A 17,537-nucleotide genomic window follows, 5' to 3' on the forward strand; every position below is an offset into this window, starting at 1 on the left:
GTCCATCCTCAACGGTCACGGCCCGTCCTCCTGCTCTCGAGCGTGGACGGGCCGTGGCCCGACCAGCCGTTGCGTCGCGCTAATACCTAGCAGTACTATGCCTCGTACCTCTAGGGTTGGGAGCGGGGTGATTCTGGTGAAGGTCGCGAAGGACCTGGTGGCCGCCTCGGCCACGCCGATGGTGCTCGGCATCCTGACCGAGGGTGAGAGCTACGGCTACGCCATCCTCAAACGGATCAACGAGCTGTCCGGGGGTGAGCTCGACTGGACCGAGGGGCTGCTGTACCCGTTGCTGCACCGGCTCGAGCGGCTCGGCCACGTGGAGTCGAGCTGGCAGTCGGCCACCGGCGAGCGCAAGCGCAAGTACTACCGCATCACCGAGAAGGGCCTGGCCGAGCTGGCCGAGCAGCGCCGGCAGTGGGACACCGTCGTGGGCGCGTTGAAGGAAATCTGGCATGACCGGGTGCCACTGACAGTGGACCCACTGGAGGGCCTCGCATGACGGACGACGACGGGCAGCAGGAGCTGGAGGCTCAGTTCGAGCAGTGGCGCCAGTACGTGCTCCGCCGCCGGGAGCTGCAACCGACGGACGCCGACGAGTTGGAAGACCACCTCCGTGGCTCCGTCGACGAACTCGTCGCGAGAGGGCTGAGCCCGGACGAGGCGTTCCTGGTCGCTGTCAAACGAATGGGCAGCCTCGACGAGCTCTCCCGCGAGTTCGCCCGGGAGCATTCGGAGCGGCTGTGGAAGCAACTGGTGCTGACCGGCGACCCGAGCAGCCCGGTCGCCGGTACGCGCTCCCGGCGGGACCTGTGGGCGATGCTCGCCTGCGCGGCGGGCGCGGTGGCGTCGGTCAAGGTGCCCGCGCTGTTCGGGTTGGGCTTCGACGACGACGGCTCGTTCTACGCGCGGAACTTCGCCCTGTTCGCGCTGCCCTGGCTGGCGGCGTTCCTGGCCTGGCGGCGCGGTGCACGACGGTCGGTGATCGTGACCTTGGTGGCGCTGTTCGTTCTCGGCGCGGTGGCGGCCAATGTCTATCCGCTGGCGGACGACTCGCAGTCCATCGTCGTCACCAGCATTCACCTCCCCATCGCCCTGTGGCTCGTGGTCGGTCTGGCCTACGTCGCCGACGACTGGCGGTCCTCCCGGCGACGGATGGACTTCATCCGCTTCACCGGCGAATGGTTCATCTACCTCGTCCTCATGGGCCTCGGTGGCGGCGTGCTCTCCGCGTTCCTGTTCAACACGTTCGCGGCCATCGGCATCGCCCCGGAGGAGTTCATCTCGCAGTGGCTCCTGCCGTGCGGCGCGGCAGCCGCGGTCGTGGTGGCTGGGTGGCTGGTCGAGGCCAAGCAGAGTGTCGTGGAGAACATCGCGCCGGTCCTCACCCGACTGTTCACCCCGCTCTTCACGGCTGCCCTCCTCGCGTTCCTCGTCGCTGTCGTCTTGACCAGTCACGGCATCGACGTTGAACGCGAGACCCTGATCCTGTTCGACCTGTTGCTGGTCGTGGTGCTGGGGTTGCTGCTCTACTCGCTGTCGGCCCGTGATCCGCTGGCCCCGCCCGGCCCGTTCGACAAACTCCAACTGGCGCTGGTGGTCAGCGCGTTGGCCATCGACGTGCTCGTGCTGGTGGAGATCACCGGACGCATCACCGACGACTACGGCAGTACCCCCAACAGGGCAGCCGCGCTCGGCGAGAACGTCATCCTGCTGGTCAACCTCGCGTGGTCGGCGTGGCTCCTGCTGACCTTCATCCGTCGGCGCGCGCCGTTCGCGGCCCTCGAACGGTGGCAGACCGGCTACCTGCCGGTGTACGCCGGCTGGGCGTGGTTTGTGGTCCTGGTCTTTCCGCCGTTGTTCGCCTACGCCTGACCGACCAGCCGACTCGGGCCGCCCCGAACGTCCTCCTCGATCCGCTTCGCGGCAACCAGCAGCGGCGGAAGCAGTTCCCGACGGATCATCTCGAAGGAGCCTCGGGAGGCGTGCGCGGAGACGTTCACCGCCGCGACCACCGACCCGTTCTCGCCGTGGATCGGGGCGGCCACCGAGCGCAGCCCCTCCTCCAACTCCTGGTCGACGATGGCGTACCCCTGGGCGGCGATCTTCGTCAGGGCGGCGCGGAGCTTCGCCGGGTCGGTGACGGTGCGCCGGGTCAACGGCCGCAGCTCGGCCGTGGCGAGGTAGTCGTCCAACCAGTCCACCGGTTGCGCGGCGAGCAGGACCCGGCCCATCGAGGTGGCATAGGCGGGGAACCGGGTGCCGACGCTGATCCCCACCGTCATGATCCGTTTGGTGGGTACGCGGGCCACGTAGACCACCTCGTCGCCGTCGAGCACCGACACCGAGCAGGACTCGTGCACCTGGGCGACCAGCGCCTCCATGTGCCGCCGCGCGACCTCGGGCAGACTCAGGCTCGACAGGTACGCGTAGCCGAGTTCGAGGATCCGCGCGCGCAGCGAGAAGAGCCGCCCGTCGGTGTGCACGTAGCCCAACTCGACGAGGGTGAGCAGGAACCGACGCGCCGCGGCCCGGGTCAGCCCGGTCCTGCGGGCCACCTCGCTGAGGGTGAGCTGCGGGTGTTCGGCGTCGAACGCCCGGATTACCGCGAGTCCGCGTTCCAGTGACTGGACGAACTCCGGCGACCTCGCCGCGTCCTCGCTCACGTTCACCCGGCCTCCTGTCGCAGGGTCTCCCGGGCCACCTTGAACGCCCGGTTCGCCGCCGGTACGCCAGCGTAGACGCCGACCTGGAGCAGGACCTCCGCCACCTCCGCCGGGCTCAGCCCGTTGCGCAGCGCGGCGCGGACGTGCATCGCCAACTCCTCGTCGTGGTGCAGGGTGGCGAGCACGGCGAGGGTGATGCAGCTGCGGGTACGCCGGTCGAGGCCCGGGCGGCTCCACACCTCTCCCCAGGCGTAGCGGGTGATGAAGTCCTGGAAGTCGGCGGTGAACTCGTCAGTGCCGTCGATCGCGCGGTCGACGTGGGCGTCGCCCAGCACCTGTCGGCGTACCGTCATGCCCGTCTCGTGCCGCTCACTGTCGTTCATCGGTCCCCGCGTTCCTCGTGGAGGTGGTCCAGCAGGAGTCGGCTCACCTGCTCGGGTTGCTCGACGTTGGCCAGGTGCGCCGCCGCGTCGACCACGGCGAGTCGGGCCCGAGGGATGCCCCCGACGATCTCGCGGGCGTGCTCGACCGGGGTGGCCGGGTCGTCCGCCCCCGCGACGACGAGCGTCGGCGCGGTGATGCGGCCCAGGTCGGGTCGGAGGTCCATCGCGGCGATCGCCTCGCAGCAGGCGGCGTAACCGTCCGGGGGTGTCGCGGTCAGCATGGCGCGGTGACCGGCGACCACGTCCGGGCGGGCGGTGGCGAAGGCCGGAGTGAACCAACGAGCCACCACCGCGTCGGCGATCGCCGGCAGACCGGAGGCCCGTACCGTCGCCGCCCGTTGGTGCCACTGGCCGGGCGGGCCGAGCGACGCCGACGTGCAGACCAGCACCATCCGCCGCACCCGGTCGGGCGCGTGCGCGGCGAGCCACATGCCCACCATGCCGCCGAGGGACAACCCCGCGTAGTGGACCCACGGCACGTCCAGGTCGTCCAGCGTGCGCAGCAGCTCCCGGCCGAGAAGATCCATCGTGTACGGCCCGGGCGGCACCGCCGAGCGGCCGTGGCCCAGGTGGTCGTACCGGATGATCCGGAACCGTTCGGCGAGCGCCGGGATCTGTGGCTCCCACATCGCGGCGGCGGTGCCGAGGGAACTGCCGAGCACCAGCGTCGGCGCGCCGGCCGGGCCGTCGACGGCGAGGTGCAACCGGGAGGTCACCGGTCCGTGCCCCGAACGGTGGCCAGGGCGCTGTCGACGAACCGGCCGGCCGAGCCGAGCCAGCGGTACGGGTCGAGCGCCTCGTCGATCTCGGCCTCGGACAGGTGGGCGCGGATCGCGGGGTCGGCAAGCAGCGCGGCGCGGAACGAGGGTCCGGCGGCGGCGCGGGTCACCAGCTCGTGGGCGACGCCGCGACCGACGACAGGTGCCAGTCGCGCGGCGACGGCCTCGGCGAGCACCAGGCCGCCGGTCGCGTCGAGGTTCTCCCGCATCCGCGCGGTGTGGACCTGCAACCCGACCAGCATCCGTGCACAGCGGGCGGCGGCGCCACCGGCCACGTGCAGCAGGTCGAGCAGGGGCTCCCACTCGGCGTGCCAGGCGCCTGCGGCCCGCTCGTGCTCCTGCACCGCGGCGGCGAACAGTGTGGCGACGAGACCCGGACCGCGTCGCGCCGCGGCGGTGACGAGGATCGAGTCGACCGGGTTGCGCTTGTGCGGCATGGCCGAGGAGCCGCCCCGGCCGGTGCCACCCTCGGCGACCTCGCCGACGTCGTTCTGGGCGAGCAGCCCGACGTCGAGCGCGACCTTGCCGGTGCTCACGAGGAGCCCGCCGAGGGCGGCGGCCAGGTCGAGCCAGGGCTGGCGGCGGGTGTGCCACGGTAGCGGGCTCGACGGGAGGCCGAGGTGCGCGGCGAACCGCTCGACGACCTCCGTGCCGGCCGGGCCGAACGCGGCCAGGGTGCCGACCGCCCCGCCGAGCTGCGCCGGCTGGGCGGCACGGGCCTGACGCAGTCGGTCCCGGGCCTCGACCAGACCGGTCAACCAACCCGCGGCCTTGAGCCCGAACGTGGTGGGTGCCGCCTGCTGCCCGAGTGTCCGGGCGACCAGCACGGTGTCCCGGTGCGTGTCGGCCAGCCGGGCGGCGGCGTCCACCGCGGCGTCCAGGTGACGCAGCAGCGGGTCGAGCGCCCGTACGGACACCAGGACCAGCGCGGTGTCCAGGACGTCCTGGCTGGTCGCGCCGAGATGCACCCAGCCACGGGCGTGCTCGGGTACGGCGGCGGTCAGCTCGCCCACGAGCGCGACGACGGGGTTGCCCGCGGCGTCCGCCGCCCTGCCGAGCGCCCCCGGGTCGTACCCGTCGGCGCGGCACTGCTCGACGATCGCCTCGGCCGCCGGTGCGGGCAGGATGCCGACGTCCGCCGTGGCCCGGGCGAGCGCCGCCTCCGCGTCGAGCATCGCCTGGAGCAGGGACCTGTCGCTGAGTTCCGTGTCGACGTCCGGGGCACCGGAGACGCCGCCGAGCAGTCGGTCAGACGGCGAAGAAGACTGTCTCATGGTCACCCTGGAGGTGGATGTCGAACCGGAGCCCGTCCGTCGCGGGCCTCGCCAGCAGGGTGTCACGGCGGTCGGCGTCGACGCTGCGCAGCACCGGGTCGACGGCGTTGGCCGCCGGCTCGTCGGGGAAGTAGAGCCGGGTGACGAGGCGGTGCAGAAGCCCACGCCCGAAGACCGACAGGGCCAGGTGGGGCGCCTCGGTGCCGCCGTCCGGCGCGGGCAGCGAGCCCGGCTTGACGGTCAACAGCCGGTACCACCCCTGCCCGTCGGTCTCGCTACGCCCGAAACCCCGAAAGCCGGCGAGCGCGGGTGGCCGGGCCCCACGCGGGTCGTCCGGGTGGTCGAACCGGCCGTCCGGATCGGCCTGCCAGCTCTCCACCATCGCGTCGACCACCGGCGTCCCGGTGCCGTCGAAGATCCGACCCCTGATCCAGAACGCTCCCGGCGTGGACTCGGGTACGACGTACGGGCCGTCGGGCCAGCGCAGGCCGATGTGCAGGTACGGCCCGACGGTCTGCGCGGGCATGACGCCCAGCTGCTCACTCATCGTCGTCCTCGTCCTCGAAGGGGGTGCTGTCCCGGCCGCGCAGCACGATGTCGAACTCGTACGCCAGCGCCCACTCGGGTGCGGTGCTGGCGTGGTCGTACCGGGCGACCATCCGTTCACGGGCCTTCGGGTCGCGGACCGAGTTGAAGATCGGGTCCTGGAAGAAGAGCGGGTCGCCCGGGAAGTACATCTGCGTCACCAGCCGCTGGGTGAACGCGCGGCCGAAGAGGGAGAAGTGGATGTGCGCCGGCCGCCAGGCGTTGTCGTGGTTACGCCAGGGGTACGCCCCGGGTTGCACGGTGACGAACCGGTACCTGCCCTGGTCGTCGGTGAGCGCCCGACCCACCCCTTCGAAGTTGGGGTCGAGCGGTGCCGGCCAGGTGTCCCGGGCGTCGCGGTACCGGCCTGCGGCGTTGGCCTGCCAGATCTCGACGAGCGTGTGGGGCACCGGTCGCCCATCGCCGTCGCGGACCCGTCCGTGCACGATGATCCGCTGTCCCTGCGGCTCACCGTCGTGTTGACGGGTCAGGTCGTGGTCGAGGTCGCCGAGGCGCCCCTCCCCCAGCAACGGCCCGGTGATCTCGGTCAGCCGCTGCGGCAGGTGGACGAGTGGGTGTTTCGGTGCCCTTGCCACAGTCGACTTGTAGCCGGGGCTGAGCAGGGGCGGGTGGGCGTCGACGTCGTCGCGCCGGTAGCTCGGTAGCACCAGGCCGCCGCCGGCCCGGGTGTCCTGGGTGGTCATTGTCGTCTCCCGTCAGCCTTCGTCGCCTCCAGCGCCCGCAGCACCGCGAGTTCCCGCGCCGTCGGCGGCTCGCCCGTGGTCAGCCCTTCCGCGACGGCGAGGTCCCAACCGGTGGCCGCCTGCGCCTGTTCCCGCGTCACACCGGGGTGCAGGCGGGTCAGCGTGAGCTCGCAGCTGACCGGATCGGGTGCGAGGACGCCGAGATCGGTGATCACCACTCGGGGGCCTCCGCCCCGCAGGCCGAGTCGCTCCCGGTCGCCCGGGCCCGTCCCGTAACCGACCGAGGTGACGAAGTCGACCCGTTCGGTGAACGTCCGAAGATCCTGCCGGACGATCACCACGACCTCACCGCAGGAGGCGGCGATCTCCGGGGCGCCACCCGCGCCGGGCAGCCGGACCTTCGGGGCGCCGTAGTCACCTCCGACGACCGTGGTGTTGATGTTGCCGTACCGGTCGAGCTGCGCGGCGCCGAGGAACCCCACGTCGATCCGGCCTGGCTGGAGCCAGTAGTTGAACACCTCAGGCACCGACACCACAGCGTCCGCCGTGTCGGCGAGGACCCCGTCGCCGATGGACAGCGGGAGCCGGCCCGGCTTCGCGCCGAGGCACCCGGATTCGTAGATGAGCACCAGGTTCGGGGCGTGGGTGGCGCGGGCCAGGTTCGCCGCGGTGCTGGGCAACCCGATCCCGACGAAGCAGGCGGTGCCGTCGCGTAGTTGCCGGGCGGCGGCGACGGTCATCATCTCGTCCGCGGTCCAGCCGGTCGTCGTGGTCTCGTCGGTCACGCCGCCGCCCCCGCCCGGTGCACGTGCTGGTCGAGCCAGGCACGGAAGGTGTCGCGGTGCCGGCTGACAGCGTCCCAGGCCCGGTAGAAGTCGTTGTCCCGCACCGAGTAGCCGTGGGCGTAGGAGGGGTGCGCGCCACCGGGCACCTCGGCCACCGCAGTGATCGCCCAGCCGGGCAGGACGACCTGGCCGGGTACGGGTTCCAGCTCGTCGACGATCTCCTCGACGGTGACCAGGGACCGGTCGGCGGCGAGCACCGCCTCCTTCTGCACCCCGGTGATGCCCCACATCTGCACGTTGCCGTCGCGGTCGGCGCGCTGGGCGTGCACCACTGTCACGTCGGGGCGCAGGGCGGGAACGGCGGTGAGCGTCTCACCGGTGAAGGGGCAGGTGATGGGGCGGATGTTCGTCGTGTGGGCGGGCAGGTCGGTGCCGGTGTAGCCGCGCAGGACGGCGAACGGCAGCCCGGACGCGCCGGCGACGTACCGGTTGGCCATGCCCGCGTGGCTGTGCTCCTCCAACTCGAGGGGACGCGGCCAGGCGTTCTGCACCGCGTCCCGGAAGCGGTGCAGCGACCCGACGCCCGGGTTGCCACCCCACGAGAAGACCAGGCGGCGGGCACATCCCGCGCCGATGAGCTGGTCGTAGATGACGTCGGGGGTCATTCGCACCAGGGTCAGATCCTGCCGTTCCTGGCGGATGATCTCGTGCCCGGCGGCGAACGGGATGAGGTGGGTGAACCCTTCCAGGGCCACCACGTCACCGTCGCGAACCAGGTGCGCCACACCCTCGGCCAGCGAGACGAGCTTCGCCATGAGCCTCCCGCCCTTGTTCGCCATGCGGACCGCCGTACTCATCTCGAACGTACGACGGGGGACGACATCCGTCAACGACAGGTTGGTCCGGCCGTCCACAGTGCCGCCAAGTCACGCCGACCGATGCGTTGACGCGAGCCGGACCACGTGCCAACGTTCATGCAGAGAACGGCCGTTCGGTAAGCGAACACATCGGGCCACTCGTGAGCGCCCGTCACGCCCGACCACCCGGGACCACCCCCACCGGCCCCACGCTCCCAGGAGGACAGCCATGACACTGCTGGACGCCACGACCTGGCACGGCACGCTGCACAGCGACGGCTGGGTGGAACCGGCCGGCGGCACGGCGGCCGTGCGGTCCCCCGCCACCGGGGAGGAGATCGGCCAGGTCGGCGTGGCGAACGCCGACGACGTGACGCGAGCCTGCGCCCGGGCCAGCGCCGCCCAGCGCGCCTGGGCCGCCACCGGTTACGCCGAGCGGGCAGCGGTGCTCCGTCGGGCCGGGCAACTGTTCGAACAGCACGCCACCGAGATCGGCGACTGGATCGTGCGGGAGGCCGGATCCATCCCGCCCAAGGCCGGCGTCGAGACCGACACCGCGGCGCAGGAGTGCTACGAGGCGGCGGCGCTGGCCTCGCACCCGCTCGGCGAGATCATCCCGAGCGCGCAACAGCGGCTCAGCCTGGCCCGCCGGCTGCCCGTCGGCGTCGTCGGGGTCATCGCGCCGTTCAACTTCCCGCTCATCCTGGCCACCCGTTCCGTCGCCCCGGCCCTGGCGCTGGGCAACGCCGTGGTGCTCAAACCCGATCCGCGCACCGCCGTCTGCGGTGGCGTCTCGATCGCCCGGGTCTTCGAGGAGGCCGGCCTGCCCGACGGCCTGCTGCACGTCCTGCCGGGCGGGGCCGAGGTCGGCGAGGCGCTGGTGGCCGACCCGAACGTGCGGGTGGTCAGCTTCACCGGTTCGACAGCGGCCGGCCGCAAGGTCGGCGAGGCGGCCGCACGCCACCTCAAGCGGGCGCACCTCGAACTCGGTGGCAACTCAGCACTCATCGTGCTCGACGACGCCGACCTGGACCTCGCGGTCTCCGCCGGCGCGTGGGGATCCTTCCTGCACCAGGGTCAGATCTGCATGACCACCGGACGGCACCTGGTGCACGAGAGCCTGGCCGAGCGGTACGTGGAGCGGTTGGCCGAGAAGGCGGACCACCTGCCGGTCGGCGACCCGGCGAAGGAGCAGGTGGCGCTCGGGCCGATCATCGACGAGCACCAACGCGACAAGATCCACGCACTGGTCACGACGAGCGTCGACGCGGGCGCCCGACTGGCGGCCGGAGGCACGTACGAGGGGCTGTTCTACCGACCGACGGTCCTCGCCGACGTCACCTCCACGACCCCGGCGTACGCCCAGGAGGTGTTCGGCCCGGTCGCGCCGGTGACCACCTTCGCCGACCAGGACGAGGCCGTGGAGTTGGCCCGGCAGACCGAGTACGGCCTGTCGCTGGGCATCCTCGGCCGGGACGTGATGAGGGCGATGGCCCTCGCCGACCGGATCCCCAGCGGGATCGTGCACATCAACGACCAGACGGTCAGTGACGAGGCGGTGGCGCCGTTCGGCGGGGTCGGGGCCTCGGGCACCGGTTCCCGGTTCGGCGGGCCCGCGGCGAACGTCGAGGCGTTCACCGAGACCCAGTGGCTCACCGTGCGGGGCAGCATCGCGCGGTACCCGTTCTGACCTGAGGGAGCGAGAAGGATGCCGGGAATGCGTACCCAGGTCGGCATCGTCGGCGCCGGGCCGGCGGGGCTCATGCTGTCGCACCTGCTGCACCTGCGCGGGATCGAGTCCGTGGTGTTGGAGAGCCGCAGCCGCGACTACGTCGAGCATCGGCTGCGGGCCGGGGTCCTCGAACAGGGCTCGGTCGACCTGCTCTGCCGCTCCGGTGTCGGCGACCGCCTACGACGGGAGGGGCTGCGGCATGAGGGCATCGAGCTGCGCTTCGCCGGGGAGTCGCACCGGGTGCCGATGACCGACCTGACGGGCCGGGCGATCACCGTCTACGGGCAGCAGGAGGTGGTCAAGGACCTGATCGCCGCCCGGCTCGCCGCCGGCGGCTCGGTCCTCTTCGAGGCCGAGGTCGTCCGACTGGACGGTCTCGACAGCGACTCGCCGGTCGTCCACTTTCGACGTGACGGGCGCGACGAGGAGCTGCACTGCGACTTCGTAGCGGGCTGCGACGGGTTCCACGGGGTGAGCCGTGGCGCGGTGCCCGACGGGGTGCTGACCACCTACGAGCGCGTGTACCCGTTCGCCTGGTTGGGGGTCCTCGCCGCCGCCCCGCCCGCGGTGGAGGAGCTCATCTACGCCAACCACGAGCGCGGCTTCGCCCTCTACAGCATGCGCTCCCCCGAGCTGTCCCGGCTGTATCTCCAGGTCGCGCCGGACGAGGACATCGCCGAGTGGCCGGACGAGCGGATCTGGACGGAGCTGCGGGCGCGGTTGGAGACGGTGCCGGGGTGGTCGCTCAACGAGGGGCCGATCCTGGAGAAGTCCATCACCGGAATGCGCAGCTTCGTGGTGGAGCCGATGCGGTGGGAGCGGCTGTTCCTGGCCGGCGACGCCGTGCACATCGTCCCGCCCACCGGCGCGAAGGGCATGAACCTGGCCCTCGCCGACGTCGCGCTGCTCGGGGACGCCTTCGCCGCGTGGTACGACGACGGGCACGCCGACCTGCTGGACGCCTACTCGGCGACGGCCCTGCGCCGGGTCTGGCGGGCCCAGCACTTCTCCTGGTGGATGACGTCGATGCTGCACCGACTGGAGCGCGACGACCCGTACGAGACGCAGTTGCAGACCTCCACGTTGCGGTACGTCGCCACCTCGGAGGCCTACGCCAGGAGCCTGTCGGAGAACTACGTGGGTCTGCCCGAGGTCTGAGCGCTGCCACACCACGAAGCATTATTCAACTTATTCATGACGGGCGTCAGAAATTATTGACTTTCGATGCCGGGGTGACTGACCATGGCCACCACAGCGGCGTGCGCCCCCACGCAGCGGTAGTTCACCTGCAGATCCGAGGCATCCGCCGACTTCCGACGCACCCACCACCCCCGCCCAGGAAGGGCCTCGTCAATGAAGAAGGTCATGGCTCTCGGGCTGATCGCCGCTACCGCGATCGCCCTCACGGGATGTACCGACTCCGACGCGTCCACGCCGTCCGAACAGACCTCGGGCGAGTTGCGCAAGGTCCGGGTCGCGGCGCTGCCCATCACCGAGACCGCCGCGCTCTGGGGCGGCATCAAGGCAGGGCACTTCGCCGAACGCGGGCTCCAGGTCGAGGTGCTGCCCGCCCAGGGTGGCGCGCAGGCCATTCCCGCCCTGATGAACGGCGACATCGACTTCGCGATCGGCCAGCCCTTCGGCGCGTTCCGGGCCGACCTGCGGGATCTCGGCGTCGTCATCATCGGCAACTACGCCTCCTCGTACGCCGACGGCGACGACATCAATGCCGTGGTGGCCTCGGCGAAGTCCGGCATCAAGCGGCCGGCCGACCTCGCGGGCAAGCGGGTCGCGGTCAACAGCCTCGGCGCCGCCGGCGACGTGACGATCATGGCGGCGGTCGAGAAGGACGGCGGCGATCCCAAGACGATCAAGTTCGTCGAGGTCGCCTTCCCGGACGCCCCGGCCCAACTGGAGTCCGGCAACATCGACGCCGCCTGGGTGCCGGAGCCGTTCGTCACGCAGCTGAAGGCCCGTGGGGACACCTTCGTCGTCGCGCCCTACCAGGCGGTGGTGCCCGGTCTGACCACCCTCACCACGATCACCACCAAGGAACGCACGGAGAAGGACGCCAAGCTGGTCGAGGACTTCACGGCGGCGATGAAGAAGACGTTGCAGTGGGCCAACGACCCCGCGAACGTGGCACCCCTGCGGCAGGCCATCAAGGACAACCTGCAGCTGCCCCCGCCGGTGGCCGACTCGGTGCGGCTTCCGGCCTTCGGGTGGGAGGTCGACAGGTCCAGCCTGCAGACGCTCGCCGATCTCGCGCAGAAGTACAAGGTGCTCGACAAGCAACCCAACTTCGACCGTCTCATCCAGCAGAAGTAGCCGGCGCGATCCCGCCCTCCCCGGACCGGGGAGGGCCTCGCCGCCCGCGTGACGACGGGAGTGACATGCGCGTGTTCTCCACCCGACGCCTGCGCGCGTTACGCAAGGCCATGCTGGGCGTGGTCGGCCTGACCGGGTTCCTCGTCGTCTGGCAGCTGATTCCGACGCTGGGTCTGGTCAACCCGCTGTACCTGCCGTACGTGACGGACGTGCTGGCCCGGCTGTTCGAGCAGCTGGTCGACCTCGCGTTCTGGCGGCGGCTGGGCAGCACCATGACGTCCTGGGCGATCGGTCTGACGGTGGCGACGCTCGCCGCGGTCGTCCTCGGGACCGTCGTCGGGTTGGTGCCGTTCCTGCGGCGCGCGACCCACACGGCCGTCGAGTTCCTGCGCCCGATCCCGTCGGTCGCCCTCATCCCGCTCGCCGTGCTGTTGTTCGGCATCCAGATGCAGGCCGCTCTCGTCATCATCATCTACGCGTCGTTCTGGCAGGTGTTCGTGCAGGTGATCTACGGCGTCGCCGACGTCGACGCGGTGGCCCGGGACACCGCCCGCAGTTTCGGTCTGACCCGGCGGGAGCAGTTGTCGCACCTCGTCCTGCCGACCACCCTGCCGTACCTCATGACGGGCCTGCGGCTCGCGGCGGCGGTCGCGCTCATCCTCGCCATCACCGCGGAGATGGTGATCGGCAACCCCGGCCTCGGGCGCATGATCGAGCTGTCCCGCTCCGCCGGAGACGCCGCCGGCCTGTACGCGCTGGTCGTGGTCACCGGTCTGCTCGGGCTCACGGTGAACCTCGTCTTCCGGTTCGTCGAGCGTCGGGTGCTGCACTGGCACCAGTCGATACGAGGAGAGGAGGTGCGGTGACCGCGTACACCGGTCGGATCGCCACCACGCAGCGCAGCCGCAACGTCGGGACCCGGATCGCGGCGAGCATCCTCCACACGCTGGGGCTGCCGACGCTGCTCCTGGTGCTCTGGGCTCTGGTGGCGACGAGAGCGACGAGCCAGTTCTTCCCCGACCCGCTGACGATCGCCGAGGCGTTCCGGGAGACCTGGGTCGGCCCGGCGTTCGTCGAGGACGTGCTGCCGAGTCTCGCCCGCCTCGGCCTCGGTGTGGCCGCGTCGATCGTGCTGGGCATCGCGGCCGGCACCGTGATCGGCCTGACCCACTGGCTGCGTGAGCTCCTCGAACCGCTGCTGGAGTTCCTCCGGGCCATCCCGCCACCGGTGCTGATTCCGGTGGCCATGCTCCTGCTCGGGATCACGGACACCATGAAGGTGGTCGTGATCGTCTCCGGGGCGGTCTGGCCGATCCTGTTGAACACGATCGAGGGTGTCCGGGGCACGGACAGCGTCATGACGGAGACGGCGCAATCGTTCCGGGTGTCCTGGTGGGAGCGGCTCTGGTTCCTCGTGCTCCCGGCCGCGAGCCCACGGATCATGGCCGGCGTCCGTCAGGCCCTCTCGGTAGCGCTGATCCTGATGGTCATCTCCGAGATGTTCGCCTCGTCCTCCGGCCTCGGTTACCGGATCGCCTACTTCCAGCGCAACTACCTGATCGCCGAGATGTGGAGCGGCATCCTCCTGCTCGGTCTCGTCGGCGTCTTCCTCGCCGTAGCTTTCGGTCTCGTCGAACGGCGCGTCCTGCGCTGGTACCACGGAATCAGGGAGGTCAACCGTGCCTGATCGGAGCGCCCTGCTGCGGGTCGAGCACCTGCGGAAGGTCTACGAGTCCGCGACGGGCGACGTCGAGGCGATCGGGGACATCAGCTTCACGATGCGGGCCGGTGAGCTCGTCTGCATCGTCGGGCCGTCCGGCTGCGGCAAGACCACCCTGCTGAAGTGCCTCGCCGGCCTGCTGCGACCCACCAGCGGCGTGGTCGAGATGGACGGCGCGCCGGTGACCGGCCCGAGCCCCGCCATGGCCGTCGTGTTCCAGGAGTACGGTCGCAGCCTCTACCCCTGGCTGACCGTGCGCGGGAACGTCGAGCTTCCGCTGCGGCACAAGAAGCTCCCCCGCGCGGACCGGAACAAACTGGTCGTCGACGCCCTGGAGGCGGTGGGTCTCGCGCACGCCGCGCGAAGCCACCCGTGGCAGCTCTCCGGGGGGATGCAGCAGCGCGTGGCGATCGCGCGGGCTATCGCCTACGAGCCAGACGTGCTGATCATGGACGAACCGTTCGCGGCCGTGGACGCCCAGACCCGGGCCGACCTGGAGGACCTGGTCCGCGAGCTGCACGCCAGCCGGACCATCTCGATCGTCTTCGTCACCCACGACATCGACGAGTCGGTGTATCTGGGTCAGCGGGTTCTAGTATTGTCCACGTCGCCGACCTGGGTCCAGGAGGACCTCGCGATCGACCTGCCGCCGGAGCGCGATCAGATCACGACCCGCGCCCTGCCCCGTTTCACGGAACTGCGGACGCACGTCTACGACCAGATCCAGCGGGCCAAACGCGGGCAGGCTGTGGCCCCGCAACCCGCGCGGTGACCGGCGGCCAGGGCAACGAATTCGCCGAAGGGAACCGCTGTGGGTAGTCGTCAGCCGAAGCAGTTGCTGCTCGCCTTCTTCGGCGAGCATGTCGTCGACGGCGACACGGGGCCGATCCGGGCGAGCGTCCTGATCACCGTGCTGGAGGGTGCCGACGTCGCCGCGCCGGCCACCCGGGCGACCCTCGACCGTCTCGTGCACAGCGGCATCCTGGCCCGCAGCAGGAGTGGCCGGGAGACCCTGTTCTCGCTGACCGAACACGGCGTCGCCGTGCTGCGCGAGGCGAAGGACCGCGTTCGCGGGCCGCGCCCGTTCGACCCGCAGGGCAGCGGGTGGACGCTCGTCACCTTCTCGATCCCGGAAGGTCAGCGGATGCTGCGGCACCGGCTGCGCTCGACCCTCACCTGGGAGGGCTTCGCGCCGATCCGGGACGGGCTCTGGCTCGCGCCCGGCGAGGTCGACCTCGCCGGGTCGCTGGAGCCCCTGCGCCAGGACCTCGCGCCCAACACCGTGGTCGCCTTCCACGCCCGCGAACTCGCCGGGTTCCCCATCGGCGAGAGCGTCCGCGCCGCGTGGGACATCGAGGCGATCCGGCGTGCGCACCTCGCCTTCATCGAGGTGTGGGACGACCCGTCCGCGGCGGCGATGGCGTCCAGCGCCCTGACCGTACGGACGATGCTCGTGGCGGACTGGCTCGCGCTGCTGCGCGCCGACCCGAGGCTGCCGGCCGAGTTCATGGACGCGGAATGGCCCGCCACGAGATCGGTGGAGACCTACCGCCGGATGCACCAGAAGCTGGCCGCGGCGTCCACGGCGGAGTTCGCGGCACTCGTCACGGCCCGGCCCGCGGCTAGACGCCGAAACGGGTCCGCAGATCAGCCTTCCGCACCTTCCCCGACGCCGTCCGCGGCAACTCGTCCACGATGACGACGTTCTTCGGGAGCTTGTAGCGCGCGATCCTGCCGTCGAGGCACGCCCGCACGGTGTCGGTGTCCACCGAGGCCCCCTCCCGTACGGTCAGGATCGCCCACGGCACCTCTCCCCAGCGCTCGTCCGGTACGCCGATGACCGCCGCCGAGGTCACCCCGTCGATCTCGGTGAGGAGCTGTTCGAGTTCGAGCGGGTAGATGTTCTCGCCCCCCGATATGATCATGTCCTTGAGGCGGCCGGAGATGTAGAGGTAGCCGTCGGCGTCCAGGTGGCCGAGGTCGCCGGAGCGGAACCACCCGTCGGCCGTGAACGCCTCGGCGGTCGCCTCCGGGCGCCCGTGGTAGCCGGGAAAGACGTTGGGGCCGGCCACCTCGATCTCGCCGACACCGCCGGTGGGCAGCACCGCTCCTGTCGGGTCGGTGATCCGCACGTCGGTGAAGAAGTGCGGCAGACCGACACTGCCCTGCTTGACGCGGGTCATCGTCGCGGGCAGCGCGGTCGCGCCCGGCGACGCCTCGGTCATGCCGTACCCCTGCGCGAACGACAGACCCCGCGCCTCGTACGCGTTGAGGATGCGAGCGGGCACCGCCGAACCTCCGCAGGTGAGCTTCGTCAGCGTCGACAGGTCGGTCGACGCCCAGGCGGGATGGTCGGCCATCAACTGGTAGGTGGTCGGCACGCCGCTGAGCATGGTGACCCCGTGCCGTTCGATCTGCGCGAGCGCGCGGCCCGGCTCGAAGCCCTTCTCGATGACCATCGTGGCGCCCTTGAGGATGACGGGCAGGGCGCCCATGCCGAGCGAGGCGACGTGGAACAGCGGCGAGATCATGAGCGCGACGTCGGTGGAGACGACGTCGTAGTCGACCACACAGTTGAGCGCCACCCAGGTGAGGTTGCCGTGGGTCAGCACGGCGCCCTTGGGCCGACCGGTCGTGCCCGAGGTGTAGACGATCGCCGCCGGTTCCCGGTGGGTGGTGTCGGCGTGGTCGGTGAACGCGGCGGCGGCCCGCGCCAGGTGAGCCAGACCGGGGCGGTCCGCCGCGCCCTCGCCGGTGACGAGGACGTGCGGGGTCCGGGCGGTCGACGTGGCGGCCACCACCGGCACCGCGAAGTCCGGGTCGTGGATCAGCACCCGGGCGTCGCAGTCCGCGAGCACGTACGCGATCTCGGGCGCGGCGAGCCGGGTGTTGACCGGCACGAAGACGGCCCCGACCTGCGCCGCCGCGAACATCACCTGAAGGAACTCGGGGCTGTTCTCACCCAGGTAGGCAACCGCGTCACCCCTACCGACGCCCCACTCGCGCAGCACCGCCGAGATCCGGTCGGTGGCGTCGGCGAACTGGCCGTACGTCATGGTCGAGCCGTCGCCGTGGATGAGGGCGACAGTGTGCGGGGACTTGAGCCGGCGCTTGACCAACCAGGCGCCGATTCCGTGCTGGTGCATCATCAGTCTCCCGGTGGTGGAGGTGGTGTGCTCACCCGGCTCGGCGGACGCCCCGGGCGCTCAGGCGTAGAAGCGGTACAGCCCTCTCGCGACGACCGCGGGCTTGGTGCCGCCCTCGATCTCGATCGTCTGGTCGACGGCGATCTGGTAGCCACCGCGCACCTCGACGACCTCGGCGACGGTGGCCCGCATGCGTACCCGCGCCCCGACCACGACCGGCGCGGGGAAGCGCACCTTGTCGAGGCCGTAGTTGACCTTCGTGGTCACGCCCTTGACCTCGAGCAGCTCCGTCCAGAAGGGAACGGCCAGGGAGAGGGTGAGGAAACCGTGCGCGATCGGCGCGCCGAACGGCCCGGTCCTCGCCCGTTCGGGGTCGACGTGGATCCACTGGTGGTCGTCCGTCGCGTCCGCGAACAGGTCGACCTGGTCCTGGGTGACCGTGCGGTACTCGGTGTGACCGAGATCGGTGCCGGCGAGGTCGCCCAGCCGCTCGTAGGTGATGGTCGTCGTCATGGCGC

19 protein-coding genes are annotated in these 17,537 nt (G+C 71.0%); 9 read left to right on the top strand and 10 right to left on the bottom strand.

Annotation, left to right across the window (positions count from 1 at the left end):
• Positions 1-136: 136 nt before the first annotated feature.
• Positions 137-502: a PadR family transcriptional regulator gene (locus FHU34_RS20965; RefSeq protein ID WP_145783187.1), complete on the top strand. Its 366-nt coding sequence runs from the start codon at positions 137-139 to the stop codon at positions 500-502.
• Positions 499-1,875: a permease prefix domain 1-containing protein gene (locus FHU34_RS20970; protein ID WP_145783189.1), complete on the top strand. Its 1,377-nt coding sequence runs from the start codon at positions 499-501 to the stop codon at positions 1,873-1,875. Before FHU34_RS20965 ends, FHU34_RS20970 begins: the two co-directional genes overlap by 4 nt.
• On the opposite strand, the gene FHU34_RS20975 is transcribed toward FHU34_RS20970, so the two are convergent.
• From FHU34_RS20975 to FHU34_RS21010, 8 genes are read right to left on the bottom strand one after another with little or no spacing between them, the layout of a single operon-like run.
• Positions 1,866-2,672, bottom strand: coding sequence for an IclR family transcriptional regulator (locus FHU34_RS20975; protein WP_244311762.1), 807 nt, complete (start codon positions 2,670-2,672; stop codon positions 1,866-1,868). The two genes, FHU34_RS20970 and FHU34_RS20975, sit on opposite strands and share 10 nt — an antisense overlap.
• Positions 2,669-3,049 carry a 4-carboxymuconolactone decarboxylase gene (pcaC, locus tag FHU34_RS20980; RefSeq protein WP_145783191.1) on the bottom strand — a complete coding sequence of 127 codons (381 nt, stop codon included), beginning with the start codon at positions 3,047-3,049 and terminating at the stop codon, positions 2,669-2,671. The genes FHU34_RS20975 and pcaC overlap by 4 nt, the downstream gene beginning before the upstream one ends.
• Positions 3,046-3,825, bottom strand: coding sequence for a 3-oxoadipate enol-lactonase (pcaD, locus tag FHU34_RS20985; RefSeq protein WP_167524860.1), 780 nt, complete (start codon positions 3,823-3,825; stop codon positions 3,046-3,048). The genes pcaC and pcaD overlap by 4 nt, the downstream gene beginning before the upstream one ends.
• Positions 3,822-5,162 carry a 3-carboxy-cis,cis-muconate cycloisomerase gene (pcaB, locus tag FHU34_RS20990; protein ID WP_145783194.1) on the bottom strand — a complete coding sequence of 447 codons (1,341 nt, stop codon included), beginning with the start codon at positions 5,160-5,162 and terminating at the stop codon, positions 3,822-3,824. Before pcaB ends, pcaD begins: the two co-directional genes overlap by 4 nt.
• The gene (gene pcaG, locus FHU34_RS20995; protein ID WP_145783196.1) at positions 5,137-5,709 is read right to left on the bottom strand and encodes a protocatechuate 3,4-dioxygenase subunit alpha; all 573 of its coding nucleotides are present in this window, start codon (positions 5,707-5,709) and stop codon (positions 5,137-5,139) included. Before pcaG ends, pcaB begins: the two co-directional genes overlap by 26 nt.
• Positions 5,702-6,451, bottom strand: a complete 750-nt coding sequence (pcaH, locus tag FHU34_RS21000) for a protocatechuate 3,4-dioxygenase subunit beta (protein WP_145783199.1) — start codon at positions 6,449-6,451, stop codon at positions 5,702-5,704. The genes pcaG and pcaH overlap by 8 nt, the downstream gene beginning before the upstream one ends.
• Positions 6,448-7,236 (bottom strand): CoA-transferase subunit beta, encoded by a 789-nt coding sequence (locus tag FHU34_RS21005; protein ID WP_244311763.1) that lies wholly within the window; start codon positions 7,234-7,236, stop codon positions 6,448-6,450. Before FHU34_RS21005 ends, pcaH begins: the two co-directional genes overlap by 4 nt.
• Complete coding sequence (locus FHU34_RS21010) at positions 7,233-8,093, bottom strand: CoA transferase subunit A (RefSeq protein ID WP_244311764.1); 861 nt, start codon at positions 8,091-8,093, stop codon at positions 7,233-7,235. The genes FHU34_RS21005 and FHU34_RS21010 overlap by 4 nt, the downstream gene beginning before the upstream one ends.
• Before the next feature lie 229 nt (positions 8,094-8,322).
• Between FHU34_RS21010 and FHU34_RS21015 the strand changes: the two genes are divergently transcribed.
• The 7 genes from FHU34_RS21015 (at position 8,323) to FHU34_RS21045 (ending at position 15,572) form a co-directional block, all read left to right on the top strand.
• On the top strand, positions 8,323-9,783 hold the full coding sequence (locus FHU34_RS21015) for a benzaldehyde dehydrogenase (RefSeq protein WP_145783200.1): 1,461 nt from the start codon (positions 8,323-8,325) through the stop codon (positions 9,781-9,783).
• A gap of 27 nt (positions 9,784-9,810) precedes the next feature.
• The gene (pobA, locus tag FHU34_RS21020; protein WP_145783202.1) at positions 9,811-10,983 is read left to right on the top strand and encodes a 4-hydroxybenzoate 3-monooxygenase; all 1,173 of its coding nucleotides are present in this window, start codon (positions 9,811-9,813) and stop codon (positions 10,981-10,983) included.
• Between the two features lie 195 nt (positions 10,984-11,178).
• On the top strand, positions 11,179-12,153 hold the full coding sequence (locus tag FHU34_RS21025; RefSeq protein WP_145783204.1) for an ABC transporter substrate-binding protein: 975 nt from the start codon (positions 11,179-11,181) through the stop codon (positions 12,151-12,153).
• Positions 12,154-12,218: 65 nt separating this feature from the next.
• Entirely contained in the window at positions 12,219-13,019 is an 801-nt protein-coding gene (locus FHU34_RS21030; protein ID WP_145783206.1) for an ABC transporter permease, read from the top strand.
• Entirely contained in the window at positions 13,016-13,840 is an 825-nt protein-coding gene (locus FHU34_RS21035) for an ABC transporter permease (RefSeq protein ID WP_145783208.1), read from the top strand. Before FHU34_RS21030 ends, FHU34_RS21035 begins: the two co-directional genes overlap by 4 nt.
• Positions 13,833-14,645, top strand: a complete 813-nt coding sequence (locus FHU34_RS21040; RefSeq protein ID WP_145783210.1) for an ABC transporter ATP-binding protein — start codon at positions 13,833-13,835, stop codon at positions 14,643-14,645. Before FHU34_RS21035 ends, FHU34_RS21040 begins: the two co-directional genes overlap by 8 nt.
• 39 nt (positions 14,646-14,684) lie before the next feature.
• Positions 14,685-15,572 carry a PaaX family transcriptional regulator gene (locus tag FHU34_RS21045; protein WP_145783212.1) on the top strand — a complete coding sequence of 296 codons (888 nt, stop codon included), beginning with the start codon at positions 14,685-14,687 and terminating at the stop codon, positions 15,570-15,572.
• Here the strand turns inward: FHU34_RS21045 and FHU34_RS21050 are convergent.
• Together FHU34_RS21050 and FHU34_RS21055 are read right to left on the bottom strand one after the other, a co-directional pair.
• Positions 15,496-17,019, bottom strand: a complete 1,524-nt coding sequence (locus tag FHU34_RS21050; protein WP_167524861.1) for an acyl-CoA synthetase — start codon at positions 17,017-17,019, stop codon at positions 15,496-15,498. The genes FHU34_RS21045 and FHU34_RS21050 overlap by 77 nt on opposite strands.
• 60 nt (positions 17,020-17,079) lie before the next feature.
• Positions 17,080-17,532, bottom strand: coding sequence for a MaoC family dehydratase (locus FHU34_RS21055; protein ID WP_145783216.1), 453 nt, complete (start codon positions 17,530-17,532; stop codon positions 17,080-17,082).
• Positions 17,533-17,537: the final 5 nt, after the last annotated feature.

This window comes from Micromonospora taraxaci (assembly GCF_007830095.1).
Lineage (GTDB): Bacteria > Actinomycetota > Actinomycetes > Mycobacteriales > Micromonosporaceae > Micromonospora > Micromonospora taraxaci.